Below are 17269 nucleotides of genomic sequence, written 5' to 3'. Positions count from 1 at the left end.
GCCATCGGTGTACATAGCTGGAAATAGTCCACTATAAAAATTTTCACTTCGTTAGTTATAGAAGTTAATTTAAAACATGTATAACTAGCAAAACTCAATTCTTGTAATTAAAAAGGAGCACGCAAATGACTGATCGACCAGTTATTGAGATGAAAAACATTACCAAAGCTTTTGGTAACTTTTATGCGAATAAGAACATTAATTTAGATGTTAAAGCTGGCGAAATTCACGCCTTGCTTGGCGAAAATGGTGCCGGTAAGTCAACGTTGATGAATATGTTGACGGGATTATTGCAACCAACGAGTGGTGATATTTTCATTCGCGGTGAAAAAGTTACGATTCCGGATCCATCGGCGGCCACACGTTTGGGAATTGGAATGGTGCACCAACACTTTATGCTCGTGGATGCCTTCACAGTGACGGAAAACATCATTTTAGGGAACGAAACAACTAAAATGGGGCGTTTGAACTTAAAGGATGCTGCCAAAGCAATCACTAAATTATCAACCCAGTATCAATTACAAGTTGACCCAAATGCGTTAATTGCTGATATTTCAGTTGGCCAGCAACAACGGGTCGAAATATTAAAGACTCTCTATCGTGGTGCGGATATTGTGATATTTGATGAACCAACCGCAGTGTTAACGCCACAAGAAATTCAAGAATTGATAAGTATTATGAAAGCGATGGCAGCTGAAGGTAAAGCCGTTATCTTAATTACCCACAAACTTGATGAAATCAAGGCAGCTGCCGACCGTGTGACGGTTATCCGTGCTGGTGAAAGTATTGAAACTTTCAATGTTGCGGGGGTTTCATCACAAGAATTGGCCGACAAAATGGTGGGACGCAAGGTCTCATTTACGACTGAAAAGGAACCGGCTACTCCAGGAGCAGTTATCTTAGATGTTGACCATATCACAGTTAAAGATAGCCGTGGCGTGGCCATGGTTGATGATTTATCACTTCAAATTCATGAAGGTGAAATTCTTGGTGTTGCCGGGGTTGACGGTAATGGCCAAACTGAATTAGTCCAAGCGTTGACTGGCTTGACGCATACGGATGCTGGGAAAATTACTTTGACGGGTGACGATATTACTAATCGGCCACCACGTAAAATCACTGAAAAAGGCTTGGCCCACATTCCTGAAGATCGGTTACGCTTTGGGTTACAAGTTGACCTCACGCTTGCTGAAAATTTGGCAATGCAAACTTATTATCAACGTCCGCATTCAAAACATGGGGTGTTGGATTACAAAGAAATTAATCAACATGCTCGTGATTTGATTGAAACATTTGATGTACGGACATCATCTGAATTGATTAATGCCGGTGCGTTGTCTGGTGGTAATCAACAAAAAGCCGTGATTGCCCGGGAATTAGACCGTGATGCGAGTTTGGTGATTGCCGCGCAGCCAACCCGTGGTTTAGATGTTGGTGCGATTGAATATATTCACAAAGCTTTGATTAATGAACGTGACGCCCGTAAAGCGGTCTTATTAGTTAGTTTTGAATTAGATGAAATTTTAGATGTATCTGATCGGATTGCCGTAATTAACCAAGGTAAGATTATTGGAATTGTTGATGCCAAAGCAACGACAAAACAAGAACTCGGCCTGTTGATGACGGGGATGTCACTAGAAACCGCACGTAAAGAACTAGCAGGAGGTCAAGCTTAATGATTGAAGTCACACGTAAAGATAATGGCTTAGTGGCTATTTTATCAGTGGTCTTAGGTTTACTAGTTGGAGCCATTATTATGTTGGTTTCTGGTTTTAATCCGATTGCTGGTTATGGTTCACTTTTACAATCAGCATTCGGAACGCCACAAAGTATTGGTGAAGTGTTACGCCAAATGTCACCACTCTTGTTGACTGGGGCCGGGTTCATGGTTGCTCAAGCGGCCGGGTTCTTCAATATTGGACTATCTGGTCAAGCAATGGCAGGCTGGTTTGGTTCTGTGTGGTTTGCACTCAGTTTTCCAACGTTGTCTAAGCTCATCTTGTTACCAACCACGATTATTATCGGGATTGCGCTTGGTGCGGTGGCCGGAATGATCCCTGGTTGGTTACGGGCGCGCTTTGGCTCCAGTGAAGTTATTACCACAATTATGTTTAACTACATCATTTTATATGTGGGTAATTCATTAGTGCAAAATACTTTTAAAAAGAGCATTAAAGCAACAACTGAATCTTCGGTACTAATCAGTAACCACGCTTCGTTGCGTGCTAGTTGGTTGACTAATTTAACTAACGGTTCAAGCTTGAATATCGGTTTATTTATCGCCATTATTGTTGTCGTTGTTGTGTGGTTTGTGATGAAGAAAACCACATTAGGCTTGGAAATTACGTCAGTTGGTTTGAATGATTCAGCTGCACGTTATGCTGGGATTTCTGATCGTCGGACTGCCACAATTGCGATGGTGATTTCTGGTGGATTGGCTGGTTTAGCTGGCGTTGTTGATGGTCTTGGGACTTATCAAAACGTGTTCGTCCAAAATGCGGTTCCTGGAGTTGGGTTTGATGGAATGGCGGTAGCATTGCTTGGTGGTGGTTCATACCTTGGTTTGGTGGGAGGCGCAGCACTATTTTCAGTATTAAAAATCGGTGGCTTAGGGATGCCAATCTTTACCGGTGTGCCAACTGAATTAGTGGATATTATTATTGCAGCGATTATTTTCTTCGTTGGGATTAACTACGTGGTACGTTTGTTGATTGCTCGTTTCCGAAAAGTGACAACCAAGCCAAATCCACTCCTTGTGCCAGTAACAGCTAATGGCGCGGATAAAGCAGTGGTAAATGGTGAGCAGGAAACAAGCGATGGTTCGGAATCGAAAAAACCTACGAAGGGAGATGAAGCCTAATGTCAATTGAAGCAATTTTTGCATTGTTGATTTCAACAACGATGGTTTACTCGGCACCACTTATCTTTACCGCAATTGGCGGCACATTCTCTGAACGTGGTGGGATTGTTAACGTTGGTCTTGAAGGTATCATGGTCATGGGCGCATTTTCATCGGTGGTCTTTAATTTATCATTTGCCAAGGAATTTGGTGCGGCAACGCCATGGTTAGGTTTGTTAGTAGGAGCACTAGTTGGTGCTTTAACGGCTGCAGTCCACGGGGTGGCCACAATTTTCTTACGGGCGGACCACATTATTTCTGGTACGGTTATTAATTTGATCACGCCAGCACTAGGTGTGTTCTTGATTAAAGTGATTTACAACAAGGGTCAAACTGACATGATTCAACAAAATTTTGGTTACGTTGATGTGCCATTATTGAACAAAATTCCAGTTATCGGGAATATTTTCTTCCATAATACATCAGCACCTGCCTGGGTAGCGGTGATTGTAGCGGTGCTAGCATGGTTCCTGCTTTACAAGACACGCTATGGTTTACGCTTACGTTCAGTTGGTGAAAATCCACAAGCAGCGGATACGCTAGGTTTGAATGTCTACGGGTTACGGATGAGTGGTGTCCTCCTTTCAGGCATTCTAGGTGGTATTGGCGGGGCAATTTATGCTGAATCAGTCGCATTGAACTTTGGCGCGGCCACAATTGCCGGCCAAGGGTTCATTGCCTTAGCTGCGATGATTTTTGGCCAATGGAATCCACTTGGTGCTATGGGTGCAGCATTGTTCTTCGGCTTATCACAGTCATTAGCCGTGATTGGCGCACAATTACCAGTCATTAAAAACGTACCATCAGTGTATTTGGCGATTTTCCCATATGTCTTAACTGTCATTGTTTTATCAGTCTTCTTTGGTAAGGTCAAAGGACCAAAAGCGGACGGGATTAATTATATTAAATCAGTTTAAATACGAACGGCTACCAATATTGGTGGCCGTTTTTTGTATCCTTATACATCGTTGGTTATAAAAAGATAAAATTACGCAATGGAAAAATAGCGAGAAATAAGCGTGGAATTAACAATATCAAACTAACATAATGTAAAACTTATACTAGTTATAAATAAAGTTGCGAAAACTATTGAGATACGTTAATATATAAAAATGTTGAAAATTTAGTGACTTTTTTATGACTTTAATATAAAACAGGCGACCGTCAATCGAAGACGTAAATTCGAAAATAAAAATGAGTGGTGAAAAAATGGGAATATTAATTACTGTAATGATAATTGTAATCGGTTTTGTCTTATTGTTTGGGGCGGGTGCAATAAAGGCTGCCAGTGATGACGATGAAAATCGTGGTAATGACAACCGTGCGTTTGTGTTAGAACCAGAAGCGCTTGTTGATTTTTCAGAAGCAATCCGTAAATGGGATGATTTCAAGTTGAAAATGTATTACGAGATTGCGGAAGGCTATGATGACGATGAAGGTATGCTATTGGTGCTGAACGAATTGAAACACCGACATAATGCTGCTTAAGAATGCATAGTAAAATGACCAAATTAAATGAGACAATGTTAATCTCGCTAAGTGATTGATGCTGCTAAGAAAGGAGTCGGCTAAGTTTGAGACGACTCCTTTTTGATGCGCAAAGATTATGAAACTAGAATAACGTAATTGGGTGGTAGATTAGCATTTACGATACACCGGAGTATGTTGCAGTTTGGCGGATGCGCTATAATTAAGGGAGTTTTGTTAGCATGGTTAGCCAGTAACAACTTAGAATTAATCGTGCTAATCTATTAATGAAAAAATCTCACCTTAATTAAATGAAAGAGCAGGTTAGCAATGGCATATTTAACAATCATGGATTTAGGTTCAAATTCGACCCGCATGGTAGTCGAAGATATTAAAGCTGACGGAACATACACGGAAATCATCCGGGTTAAAGATGATACCCGAATGTCTGAGGGTATGGGCGCCGAAAAAATCTTACAGACATACGCAATGGATAGGGTGATTACTGCGTTGCTTAAATTTAAAGCAATGTATGTGGACTTAGAAGATGTCACTGTGCGTGCCATTACGACGGCGGCAGTCCGGCAAGCTACGAATCAACAAGAATTTTTAGACCGAGTGAAAGCTGAAGTTGGTTTAGATGTGCAAGTACTATCAGGTGACGATGAGGCATATTATGACTATCTAGGGGCATCACAAGCATTGAGCGTGAAAGATGCGATGTTGTTGGATACTGGTGGGGCATCGGTTGAATTGGTGCTAATCAAAGATGGTAAAAAAAGCAATTTGATTAGTATTCCGTTTGGGGCGGTTAATTTGTCTGAGCAGTTCCAGCTGGGCGATGTAATTAGTGCGGCAAAGCTATTTGATGCTGCCCGCTTTATTCAAAAACAATATTCAGACGTTGCGTGGTTTGGTCAAGGTTTTAACTTGCCAATTGTTTTGCTTGGTGGGGCTAATCGGACGTTGGCGCGGATTGATCGTACACAACAGGCGATGACGCGAATTCAAGATTTTCATGGGTATCGGATGGCGGCTAACCGCGTCTTGGATTTGTTCCGAGAAATGATTGCTCTGGATTTAGCTGAACGCTTAGAAATTCCTGGTTTGGAAGCAGAACGAGCAGATATTATCGTGGGTGGCTTTTTGCCACTGGTGATGATGATCAGCATGTTAGATAGTGATCGAATTATCTTCTCAGAGAGTGGCGTGCGTGAGGGATTGATTGCCGAGTACGTACAGGGAAATTTTACTGAGATGTAATACTGGGTACTAATTACTTAGGTAGGTTGTGTGGGACGCCGAGTTATTTTCATACAATGAACATAAAAATTACGAAGCTTTAGCGAAAAAAAAACATGTTTTCTCGGTACGCTAATAAGATGTTTCAAACCAATATAAAGTAAATGGGGAAATTCTTATGAGCAATGATAAAATTAAAACAATGGCGTTTATAGCAATATTCATGATTACAACGGTGGTTGTAAGTAATGTTATGGTCTATAACTATTTTGATAACGTAATGCAGTTTAAGTTAGCACTATCAACGTTAATGTCAGCTAACGGTATTGTCATTACGCTTGCACTAATGCTGAGTAAAAAGTTAAAGCACGAAATTCGTAATTAAGTAGCAACAATATTTAACTGACTTGGTTCCTACCAGATAAGGGGAATCAGGTCTATTTGTGTTAATTGCTAAATGAACAAGTTGGATAGATTGTTAACGGCATGAAATATATTTCAGAAAGTTGTCTACAAGCTGCCTGAAATGGGCTATAATGTGTAAATTAATGCTCATTTATGTAAAATTTGTAAGTGAATGTAAATTTGTGAAAGGACTGGGTAGATAATGAAGCGAAAAATTAGTATGTCAATGTCACTTGCGTTGATTGTGGCAATCCCATTGTTTGTACCTAATCAAGCTAGCGCCAATCAACGAGTGGCAACTGAAGCTATTAGCAGTCAAACTAGTAGCACGTCAGATGAAGCTGCGCCTAACGTAGATGCCAACGCTACTAGCACATCAACGGTTGATAGTGCCGTTGCGGCTGATGAGGTACCAACTAATCAAACAACCAGCGATAAACAGACAGCAGATGTAGTACCAGTTCAACCAGCGACTGCGACAACAAAAGCTGAAACTACGACCAACGCTACGACAATACCGGAAACCCCGGCGGTAGCGACACCGGTTGAAAACGAGGTCGTAGTACCAAATAATGATAAAGCTGATTTAGCTAACACGTTTTCAACGGACATGTTAAACACGTTAGCGATGAGTTACGCTAATCGCCAATTCAAAGATTTAACCGACGACAAGATTACGGGTTTAAAACAATATATCGCTGACGGTAACATTACAATTAATGGAGCAACGGCTAACCGTGCTAATCATTATTTTGATTTGGCGGGTTATCAAAGTTTAAAAAATACAACTAAAAACATTGTGTTTGCAAATATGATTACCGACGAACCGTTAGATTTTGATGGGTGGGCTGATTTACGCTCGATTAAGTTAATTAATGTTTTTGTTGCGACTGACGGAAATATTATTAATACGGTCAATGATCCACAGTTGCGGAATATTATGATTTTTAATTCTGGGCGAATCCATGGCTGGCATCACAGTGATACGGAACCAGTTGCTAATGATGATGTGCAACCGGTTGGTCAAAATCAGTTAACTGATGAAAATCCAGTACCACAAACTCCGGTGCTAGCTACTAACACCAAAAATGAAGGCCCGGTGGTGAATAGTCCAGTAGATAATAGCGTTGCAGGTCATGGACCAGCTCCAGTTGCAACCCTTACAAAGGGTGAAACTACAACAGATGTTACAAAAAATGCGGTGCCAGCACCTAAGGTTGATATCACTAAACGCCTAGCACCGACACCGACTAATAAAGCTAAAGTGCCCCGCGTAGAATTAAATACGGCAAAGGTTGCAAAGCAAACAGCTGTTAATCCGGTAGCTACGGCGCTTAAGGTAACTAAGCATGTTGCTACAATTAAACACTTAACAAAGGCAACACAACCAGTTAAATCGACCGGTGTAAAAATCGCTAATTATTGGAACAATTACCATATCCCAACAACACCAAGCAATGAAGTTGGTGAAGTAGCGGCTAAGATAACTGTTGTTACAACATTACTTGGTAGTGTAGAAGCGTTGTGGTTCTTCAAAAAGTTACGATAGAAGTGGTAAATGCAACGAACGACTTATTTTGGGAGTATAGGGCCAAATAAGTCGTTTTTGCTACAATTTAGTAGAATAAATAAATCGTAAAAAGAAAAGACTCAAAAATGAATGAAATTCAAAACTTAAAAATTGCGGCCGAAAGTTTAGCGGAAGTTGATAGGTTGATAAAGCAACGAACAACAGTTATTCGGACGGAAAAGGCTGCCAGTAAAGTTCAAAGAAATACAATAAATTTTATCGCTTCAGTTGTGCTGGCTGTGATAATTCTCGGGCTCTTATCACCAAAATTATTTCAAGTTTTCACCAGTGGAGAGTACTCACTTGAAGAAATAATTCGAGTATATGTAATCCTTTTCGTGATTGTGGCTGGTTTCATAGTAATTAACTTCTTTTTATTGCTAAAGCGCTATGCATTAGGGGTACGGAAAATAGTAGCAAAGCAAAAAGTGATAACTATTAGCCAGACGATTTTTCAAATTGAACAGCAAGTTGCTGCCAAGCTAGTATCCGTGGAAGTGGTGGCCAAATTCTTACCTGAGAATATGGTTACTACGGCATACCTTGAAGAAGCAGTCAGAATGATTGAAGATGAAGGGCAACCATTGCTAGCGGTCCTTTCGCGATTCGATGGTAAGAAATCGAGTCGAACAGTATATCAACGCGAACAGCAAATTTTGCATGATATCGGGATAGGTAGTTTAGCGCAAGACCAAATTAATCAAAATATTGAAAATGAATTTTTGAATTAGTTATGCCATGTGAAAATGGAACGATGAAATAGGCGTCAATAAATTGAATTTTGAAAACACTGGAGAAAAAACTAATGAAACTTATTTATCAGCAGATATTAGCGTTCATATTAGTAATACTTACCGTGCTGGTGACTGCGGGCATGTTGTTTGGGCAATTTTCCGCCAAGGCCGTCTATAAGGATAGTTACATTAGGCTAGAAAAATATGCTAATGGATTGATGTCGGATGCGATGTTATATAATCCAAGAACAAAAAAAATGGTCGCATTTGATCAGCAAAGCTTAAAGCAAAATGCCAAGATAATGCAGACACAAGCAATTAATTTTACGGTCTATAAACAAAATAATGAATTAGTGTACAATAGTCAGCAAAAGATTAAGGTTAGCCATGCTGATTGGCAAAAATTGAATGCTACTAAAAAGACGGTGTATCATGCCAATGGTAAGACTAATGCAGTGACGGTTTATAAACCGTATGTGATGAAGGGCAAGTTAGTGGCAGTGGTAGCCCTAACTGAGTCAGTGAGTTATGTACAGACGATAAAAATGCAAATGCACAACAATTTATTTGCGGCATTTTGGATTGCGATAATCATCGGTGTATTATTAAGCTTCTTACTGGTGCAATATATAATTTTACGACTACATCGAATTCAACGGGCAACACACAGAATTGCACATGGTGAGTATGACGTAGAATTACCAGTCAAGCAACATGATGAGATTGGTAAACTTGCCACTGACATTAATACGATGGCGGGAAATCTGCAAAAGAATGAACAGGCTAATAATGACCGTAATGAATTCATGAAACGTAAAGCGTTAGAAGTCAGTCTTGAAGTTAACACGCTTTTGAATCAAAATACGGCAATTATTAAAAAGATGGAACAACCAGGTGTTAATGATATGCGAGCGCTGATTGATGAATTAAAGGTAACAGGTGAGTCTATTGCCAAGAATGTAAATCAAAATTAATTTGAGGGTAGCTAATCCCTCGTTACTAAATGGTTTTACAACGCATAATCTGCGGTGTGAAACCATTTTTTTGCGTAAATTGCATAAAGTGATTCTTTGACAACGGGTAGCAACCATTTGATATACGGATTCACTCATGGTTATTGGGTAGTTCACAGTGTTTTTTTATTTTGTGAAAGGTACCATTAACGCTGATTTGATAGGAATTGTGTGAGAAATTACGTAAATAAAAAATTTATTTTAAAACTTTTTTACTATATTGGGTTGATGTTTGTTAGTAGGGGGAAAATTAACCGGTTAATTCCATGAATTATAGATAATAAAAGTGAATAATTACGTGGATGTTAAGTGTACCTAATCTGTGTAGCTTGCTGTATAAGGCTTTTGTAAAAAAATGCATAATTAATCATAAATTTTAGTATAAGTTATTTTTTCAAGTTAGTTAATCTACCCAACAAACAAACATCGTTGCATAATTATCTGGTTATTATAAACGTCCAGTATCTCAAAAAAATTAAAAAAGCATAAGCGTCCGGTGTTATTTGTGTGATTTTTGTGTGATTTTTGTGTGAATTAACCTGTTGCATAATTCTTAACTATGACTTATTATTAGAATTCGATTGAAACTCAGGGCTAGTTTCGGAAAAATGATAGCTACGTACATAAGTGTTTTTAATTAGTGAGAAACTAATTAAATGAATAAAATTGGATTTTTATTCATTATTAATGGTAAATATCCAATTGCTTTTTGAATGATTTTCTGTGTGAAGGAGGATAAGCGTGACTGACCAATAATTAGTTGTGTAATGTAAATGAATTTAAGCGAGTGTAAACAATTATTAATAGTAGGAATAACAGTCCTCACAATGGGCGTTGCAGTTCCTGTTGATGCTGCTGGAGGACATTCACCGGTGTTAGAACAGGACGGGGTAATATACCATGTTCCACAGATTAAGCGTGTCACGGTTCAATATAGTGGTGGATCAAAAGCACAACGGCAATATTTTAACTTGGCGATTAAGAAGTGGAATAAGACGAAGGCTGTGCACTTTACTGAAGTTAAGACGCATGGTGTAGTAAAAGTTCATTTTAGTAAAGGTTTCAGTAAAACTGATTCTCAAATTGGTGGTATCACGTTGTTATCCGCAAACGCTGACACTGGGGTAATTGTGAAAGATAATATTACGATGTATCCGAAACGGGTCCATGAATTGGGTGGTCGTAAGAATGCGTATATTACTGCAGACGTCCATGAATTAGGGCATGCATTGGGACTAAAGCACGATTCGAATGCGAAAAGTGTGATGCATGCTACCACATGGGTTGATCGATTATATCCAATAACAACGGCTAATGTTAATGCCGTTAAGTTTATCTATCACGAATGAACATTAGTACGGTTGAATTAAATATTATAGGGGACGATAAAATATTGAATAAATTTACGGATACTACAATTGCGGGCTGGGCGTTGTTGTTAGTGACATTGGTACTGTGGGGTTTAGGCACCATGTATCTAAAGAAAGAAGAACAACACAATGGCAAAAGAAGTAAGCAAACAAGTAAAGAGTAATTTATTAATTGGTGTCAAGCTCAATAGTGCAAGCGAGATAGCTAAGATTAAAACGACTGACATCGTAGTTTTGGATGTCAATGAGATTGCATTAGGCAACTTTGATGAATCTGGTCAAATCGCGTTATACGCGGAACGTAGCGATAAGATTCGCGAAGCGGTTATCTACGGTTATTACGATGATGATTTGGAATTGCATGAAGTTAATCCATTGCGCTTAATTGCGTTTACGAATGATAAAGTCGATGCAAACGCCAAGAAGTTGGTTGAAGGATACTTTTATGATTTGACGCATGCTAAGCAAACGCAAGATAAGGTGCGCGAATTGTTGATTAAAATTCGCCAAAGCCAAGAAAAAGCTACTAAGAATTACGAGGAGACGGTCAAGAATCTTAAACCTGAAGTATAATTCGCAAGCATTTCGTAGAAGTAGAATAACTTACTGATAAATACCTAAATTACTAAACAAGTATTGGAGAAATATTATGAAGAAAATTATCGTAACTGGAATGATGGCGTTACTTGCGTTATTAATTTTCCCTGCTACGGGCGCTTTTGCAGCGACTGAAGATTTATCACAGCAAATTAACCCCGAAACACCAGTAACTGCAAGTGTTGGATTTAGAGGTGGGAACTTGACATTGAACGGTGTTTCATCAATTGATTTTGGTGCGGACAATGCGATTTCACTAGATGCACACAAGTTAGCTGCTAAGGAACCTTTGAGTGCAACTGTTACTGATTTAACTGGCTCAGAAGAAGGTTGGACTTTGACTTTAAGTCAGAGTGGCCAATTGGTTCAAGGCGCTGATATCTCAATTGCAAGCGGGATTGTTGGGACTGAAACCCTTGAAAAGGTAGCTGCAAGTAAAACTAGTGCAATTGCGCAATTAGCAACTACCGGTGATGCTTCAGTGTTGGTTCCTAATACCGATAACAAGCAAACTGGTGAATATCACGTTAGTGTGCCAGCTGATGATATTAACTTGAATATCCCAGCTAACGCCGCCCAAACGACGGGGACACACACGACCAAGCTAACTTGGAATCTAACTCAAGGTGCATTAGATAGTTTGAAGTAATCTATAAGTTAATTCAGTCACTAGGCTTAAAAAGCTAGTGACTTTTTGTGAATTCCGAGGTGGGTGCATTGAAAGTACGCAAAATATTGTTAATTATCGTAGCTATGATGGCGGTTTTCTTGAGTGTTGCCAAGGTTATAAGTGCTAGTGGCTTGGACTTTTCCGTGCAGATGGCAATTCCTACAAATCAAATTGATAACGAACAAAGCTATTACAATTTGCTAATGAATGCGGGTCAACAACAAACATTACAAATTAAGCTAGTTAACACGACAGCTAAGCGCGTGAAAGTCGCGGTAAGCACCAATACAGCAACCACGAACATGAACGGCACCGTCGAATATGCTACTAAAAAGCAAAGCCCGGATAAGTCGATGCAGTACAGTCTGCAAAATTATGTGAAGACCCCCAAGCAAGTCACAATTGCGGCGAGTGGGAGCGTGATTGTTCCAGTGACCGTGCAAATGCCAAAAGGAGAATTGCGCGGTGTAATGGCGGGCGGGATTGTTTTTAAACAAGTTAACGATGCACCAGCTTCCACGAGTGGGATGACCGTGATTAATGAGTTTACATATACGGTGATCTTGTTGATGCGCCAATCACAAAAAATTATTGCACCAAACTTAGCGTTGGCAGATGTTGGAGTAACGCAGTTGAATCGACACAATGCTTTAACCCTTAGTTTACGGAATAATCAACCGGGTTTTCTCAATCATCTAACAATTGAATCAAAAGTGACTAAACTTGGTGCGCAAAAAGTCATCTATAGTACCAAAAGTACGGACATGCAGATGGCACCAAATACGACGATGGCGTTTCCGATTCGGTTAGGGACTGACAAATTTGTCGCTGGTGATTATACAGCACACGTAATTGCGTATGGATTACCGGCCAAGGATGGTAAATACATCGACACCAGCGGGCAACACTTTACGTATAAGTGGAATTTCACTAAAGATTTTGTTATTCAAGAAGCCAAAGCAAATGATTTAAACAAACGTTCAGTTGCCACGCATGGTTGGCCATGGTGGCTTAAAGCATTAATCGCACTAGTGGTAATTCTGTTGGCTAGCGTCATTGGTATGTTGATTATTTTATTACGGAAGAAAAAAGAAAGAAAAAGAGAATGACGATGTTACCAGATTTTATTAACCAGCTTAGCCACGCATTAAACTTTAATACGTTGATTTATGTTGTTTTGTTTGCTTTCGTATTTTACCCAGTCGTTGGTGGTAGTTTTTGGATTTTGGGTGGTTCATTTTATGTCTTTTGGGCACGTAAAAAGCGACCTGTTTGGAATGATGACTTTGAGGAACCATTTATCTCAATTCTGATTGCAGCGCACAACGAAGAAGCAACGATTGAAGGAACTCTCCATTACTTGTTGGATACGTTGGAATACAGTAACTATGAAATTTTAGTTATCAACGATGGAAGTACCGATTCAACCGCCGAAGTCTTAGTGCAGTTAGCTAACAAGCATGAACGGTTACGAATTGTCACAGTTGAAAAAAATAAGGGTAAGGCCCATGCGCTAACGGTTGGGGCAATGCACGCCAAGGGTGAGTTTTTGCTCTCAAATGATGCGGACACGTTCATCACCGGTGATACGTTGAAGCGAATGGCAGCGTGGATGGTAGTTGACTCTGAACTTGCCAAGGCTGATGAAATTGGCGCAGTAACAGGGAACCCAACGCCCGTTAACCGTTCAACGATTGTGGCTAAAAGCCAATTTATTGAATTTAATTCAATCGTTGGGTTAATCAAACAAGCACAAACGGTCATTGGGCGCATGTTTGCGGTTAGTGGTGCGAATACACTATACCGTAAATCAGCGCTTAACGATGTTGGTTACTTTGACCAAGGTAAAGCCACCGAAGATATTGCAATTGCCTGGAACATGCAGCTCAAAGGTTGGCGCGTACACTATGATCCAAATGTACGGTCATACATTGAAGTGCCAGAAACTGGGAAGGAATTAGTCCGCCAACGTAAGCGTTGGGCACAGGGTGGGATTGAAGTTTTCCTAACTTATGCACTAACCGTGTTACGACACCCGTTCAAAACATTCCCATTTATCTTTATCTTCTTTGATCAAATGGTATCGATTTTATGGGCGTACTTCTTTTGGATTAGTATGACCATTTCAGTTTTCTATGTTGGTTATCTCGTAATTACCGGTAATTGGGAACGCGTGCTACATTTCTTCGTAATGAGTGGCATCTTCGTGATGTTTGAATTCATTGTTGGCTATCTCCAATTAACAATTGCCCTACTGATAAATCACGGTATCGACAGTTTGAAGTATATGTTGTTCGCAAGTTGGTATGTGGTCATTATGTGGATGGTTAATCCATACACAATCTTGATTGCGACTCCTGATGCTGTCCGCGCCGTAATTACCGGTGGAAGTGGTACGTGGGTTAGTCCAGAGCGAATGAATAAAGACAAAGTTAACGCCGAAGCCACTGAAGAAGAGCAAACCGTGTAAACAAAGGTGCCAACATGTGTTACATGGAAATGGTTGCAAATAGCCTTGGCTAGGCAATTTAAGGAGACAAAGATGCAAGAAGTTAGTTATAAAAAAATATCTGAAAAACAGAAAAAATTTGAACGTGCAAATGTGACTGATGATTATTTCGATGAAGGTAAATTAGTGCCCAAGATTTTGCAAACGCTAAGCACGTTACTGCTTAATCTTTCGGTATTAGTCCCATTCGTAATGACTATCTGGTTGGTATTGTATCGCTGGGGCTGGGCAAGTCGGCCACTGTGGAACTATCGTGAAGGCTATGCGTATTTCACCCAAGGGGTGTCGGGCTTTTCCCTTTCAGCAGCGGTCATTGCGGTGATATTACTAGGTTTAAATATCTACAACAAAATCAAAGGTAAACGCGATTTAGATAAGGAATCAAAAATTGACTATAACCGAGTGAATAGCAAGCTCGAACTTGTTGAAGAACAAGTTGCCAGTCGTTTTGGTCGACCAGAAGAGCGCCAGGCACTAAAATTCGTCACGATTCATGAAGAAGACAATATTGATCAGTACGAAATTGAAGAATTATTCAATGAAAACAATGTTGAGTCATATTCATGGGATGAAAAAATTGAATGGGCCGGTGCTGAAGATTACTAGTAGGAGTGCTTACAAATGTTTATAAAAATTCTGAAAAAATTAGCAAGTTTTTCCGGAGGGAGTGGTGGCGGCGTGAATGACAACGAAGAGCAAGCGTCAGACATTGAAAAGATGACCAAAATTGTCGCGTTGTTAAAAGAATTAGAAAAAGCGGTTCGACAACGAAAAAAGTATTTCCAAGAACAAGACAAGATTGAACGTGGATTGATTAATACCACAATGTTAATTGGTTCATTAATGGTTGGCTTATTCACAGTAGTAATCATGTACTTAGCTGCGGCAGGCAGTGGTGACAATTTTAACCTAACAAGTGAAATGGAATTTTTAACCGTAATTATGTTAAGCGTTACTGCGGCAGCATTCTTACTGCTGCGTTACATCTTTAAAAATGTCCTGATTTTTCTTGCTCACAACGTGTTGGATGGAAAGTATCACAATCGGGTTAATGAGATTCTAAAAGTCCAAGCAAAAATCATTAAATATTTGAAAGATATCGAAGTTGAAGGAACTGATATTCCACGTGATGTGTTAAGTCCTAATCTCTGCTCACAAATTTTAGTTTATCTAAGGCGGCAACAAGTTTTTGATATCGAAGGTGGTATCGAAATGATGCGGATGGATAATAGTTTGAGCACTGTATATAAGACCGAAAAAATCTCATTGTTCCAACGTGAAGAAATTTTTATGCGGACGTTAGATTTTGAACACACAGAAGAAAAAAATCAGGGTAACCGAATTATAAGTTTGTTGAGTCGATCATAATTACCCACAAAAGGGTTACCACTAAAACAAGAATTAGAAATAATAAAGAGGTAAGGGAGCATTGTTATGAAAACAATTATTATTGGTAGTTCACACGCAGGCTTAGCTGCAATGCGGCGGATATTAACCCGTTATCCTAAGATGGAGATTACGGTGTTTGATCGGCGGAGCGAACACTTATCTTATATCGGGGCGGGTGCCCATATGTTTTTGAATGATGAAATCAGTTCACCAACCGAAACTGAGTACTTTTTCGCCGAGGACTATGCAGCGCTCGATGTAACGGCGCATTTGAATACAAATGTAATGAAGATTGACGCAGCAAACAAAACGGTTCATGCGCGTAATCTCGTGACGGGTGAACAAATTGTTGAAAGCTACGATAAGTTAATTGTGGGAACTGGTTCGTACCCTAAAATTCCATCGATTTCCGGGATTGACAGTGACCGTGTTTCACTTCTCAAATCAGCGAATGACGTTTTGGGATTAGCTGAAAAGATGACCGGCAAGAAACGTGTCACAATTTTAGGCGGCGGTATGATTGGACTTGAAACGGCACGGGTTTTGATTCGCCAAGGCTTTAAGGTTGATATCGTGCAAGCACGAGGACACCTAGCTAACAGTTACGTAGATGCGGATTTTGCACAAAAGATTCAAGAATACTTTGAAGCTTTGGGCGTCCGAGTTTACTTAAATGAAGTGATTGAACGAATTAACGAAAACGACGATGAATTAGAAATAACAACGCAGGATGGTGAAACTTTCCTTACTGAGCACGTTGTTGTGAGTGTCGGTGTGCGTCCAAACTCAAGTCTACTAAATAAAATTGCACAGATTGGTGCCAAAGGCGAAATAATCGTTGATGATTACATGTACACATCAGACGAAAATATTTTGGCAATTGGTGATGCTGTCGGCACGTTCTTTACCCCAGTTGAACAATACGGCCAAATCAATCACGCCGCGGCCGCAATTTCACAAGGTTTGTTAGCCGGTGCCAATGTGATGGGACCATTGTATAAGAACCCCGGTTCACAAGCGACATACACATTGAATCTAGGGGATCGCTTCTTATACCGGACCGGTGCAACGGAAGAAGAAGCGATTGCTGCAAACATTCCAGCCGATTCGATTCGGTATGCAACAGCATTGTTACCACCATTCATGCATGATGCGGGTTTTGTTGAAAGTAAACTAATTTTCAATCCACAGACTACTGAAATTTTAGGGCTACAGTTATTCAGTGATAGCAATTTACACGATGTTGTCGACATGATGTCAATGGGCGTTAATAACAAAATGAAGCTATCTGAATTAGCATTTGGTGATTTATCATTTGAACCGCATTTCAGTTTGCCATATAGCTGGCTTAGTGAACTTGCCTTACAAGCGTTAGACAAAATCGAAGGTTATAGCCAAAAATAA

Annotated in this window: 18 protein-coding genes; all 18 read left to right on the top strand. The window is 39.8% G+C overall.

Annotation, left to right across the window (positions count from 1 at the left end; genetic code table 11):
* Positions 1–125 precede the first annotated feature (125 nt).
* The gene (locus EQG49_RS06460) at positions 126–1676 is read left to right on the top strand and encodes an ABC transporter ATP-binding protein (protein ID WP_133363203.1); all 1551 of its coding nucleotides are present in this window, start codon (positions 126–128) and stop codon (positions 1674–1676) included.
* Positions 1676–2860 carry an ABC transporter permease gene (locus EQG49_RS06455; protein ID WP_133363202.1) on the top strand — a complete coding sequence of 395 codons (1185 nt, stop codon included), beginning with the start codon at positions 1676–1678 and terminating at the stop codon, positions 2858–2860. The genes EQG49_RS06460 and EQG49_RS06455 overlap by 1 nt, the downstream gene beginning before the upstream one ends.
* A complete protein-coding gene (locus EQG49_RS06450; RefSeq protein WP_133363201.1) occupies positions 2860–3816 on the top strand; it encodes an ABC transporter permease in 957 nt (318 codons plus the stop codon). Before EQG49_RS06455 ends, EQG49_RS06450 begins: the two co-directional genes overlap by 1 nt.
* Positions 3817–4093: 277 nt before the next feature.
* On the top strand, positions 4094–4387 hold the full coding sequence (locus tag EQG49_RS06445; RefSeq protein WP_165964809.1) for a hypothetical protein: 294 nt from the start codon (positions 4094–4096) through the stop codon (positions 4385–4387).
* Between the two features lie 309 nt (positions 4388–4696).
* The gene (locus EQG49_RS06440; protein WP_133363199.1) at positions 4697–5629 is read left to right on the top strand and encodes a Ppx/GppA phosphatase family protein; all 933 of its coding nucleotides are present in this window, start codon (positions 4697–4699) and stop codon (positions 5627–5629) included.
* Positions 5630–5786: 157 nt separating this feature from the next.
* Positions 5787–5993 (top strand): hypothetical protein, encoded by a 207-nt coding sequence (locus EQG49_RS06435; protein WP_133363198.1) that lies wholly within the window; start codon positions 5787–5789, stop codon positions 5991–5993.
* 222 nt (positions 5994–6215) lie between these two features.
* Positions 6216–7562 carry a hypothetical protein gene (locus EQG49_RS06430; RefSeq protein WP_133363197.1) on the top strand — a complete coding sequence of 449 codons (1347 nt, stop codon included), beginning with the start codon at positions 6216–6218 and terminating at the stop codon, positions 7560–7562.
* A 107-nt stretch (positions 7563–7669) separates the two neighbouring features.
* Entirely contained in the window at positions 7670–8314 is a 645-nt protein-coding gene (locus tag EQG49_RS06425) for a hypothetical protein (protein WP_133363196.1), read from the top strand.
* Positions 8315–8388: 74 nt separating this feature from the next.
* Positions 8389–9291, top strand: a complete 903-nt coding sequence (locus EQG49_RS06420; protein ID WP_133363195.1) for a HAMP domain-containing protein — start codon at positions 8389–8391, stop codon at positions 9289–9291.
* 911 nt (positions 9292–10202) lie between these two features.
* Positions 10203–10679, top strand: coding sequence for a matrixin family metalloprotease (locus tag EQG49_RS06415; RefSeq protein WP_165964808.1), 477 nt, complete (start codon positions 10203–10205; stop codon positions 10677–10679).
* 44 nt (positions 10680–10723) lie between these two features.
* Positions 10724–10864 (top strand): hypothetical protein, encoded by a 141-nt coding sequence (locus tag EQG49_RS13685; protein WP_165964807.1) that lies wholly within the window; start codon positions 10724–10726, stop codon positions 10862–10864.
* Positions 10830–11273 (top strand): hypothetical protein, encoded by a 444-nt coding sequence (locus EQG49_RS06410; protein ID WP_133363193.1) that lies wholly within the window; start codon positions 10830–10832, stop codon positions 11271–11273. The genes EQG49_RS13685 and EQG49_RS06410 overlap by 35 nt, the downstream gene beginning before the upstream one ends.
* Positions 11274–11349: 76 nt before the next feature.
* On the top strand, positions 11350–11946 hold the full coding sequence (locus tag EQG49_RS06405; RefSeq protein ID WP_133363192.1) for a WxL domain-containing protein: 597 nt from the start codon (positions 11350–11352) through the stop codon (positions 11944–11946).
* Between the two features lie 68 nt (positions 11947–12014).
* Positions 12015–13076: a WxLIP family cell surface protein gene (locus tag EQG49_RS06400; protein ID WP_133363191.1), complete on the top strand. Its 1062-nt coding sequence runs from the start codon at positions 12015–12017 to the stop codon at positions 13074–13076.
* The gene (locus tag EQG49_RS06395) at positions 13073–14437 is read left to right on the top strand and encodes a glycosyltransferase family 2 protein (RefSeq protein ID WP_133363190.1); all 1365 of its coding nucleotides are present in this window, start codon (positions 13073–13075) and stop codon (positions 14435–14437) included. The genes EQG49_RS06400 and EQG49_RS06395 overlap by 4 nt, the downstream gene beginning before the upstream one ends.
* Before the next feature lie 72 nt (positions 14438–14509).
* Positions 14510–15082: a hypothetical protein gene (locus EQG49_RS06390; protein WP_133363189.1), complete on the top strand. Its 573-nt coding sequence runs from the start codon at positions 14510–14512 to the stop codon at positions 15080–15082.
* 15 nt (positions 15083–15097) lie between these two features.
* Positions 15098–15844 carry a hypothetical protein gene (locus EQG49_RS06385; RefSeq protein WP_133363188.1) on the top strand — a complete coding sequence of 249 codons (747 nt, stop codon included), beginning with the start codon at positions 15098–15100 and terminating at the stop codon, positions 15842–15844.
* Between the two features lie 66 nt (positions 15845–15910).
* Positions 15911–17269: an FAD-dependent oxidoreductase gene (locus EQG49_RS06380; protein WP_133363187.1), complete on the top strand. Its 1359-nt coding sequence runs from the start codon at positions 15911–15913 to the stop codon at positions 17267–17269.

Source organism: Periweissella cryptocerci, from assembly GCF_004358325.1.
GTDB classification, from domain to species: Bacteria; Bacillota; Bacilli; order Lactobacillales; family Lactobacillaceae; genus Periweissella; species Periweissella cryptocerci.
The sequence above is the reverse complement of the archived record's forward strand: the minus strand, read 5'-3'. Positions and strand labels throughout refer to the sequence as shown.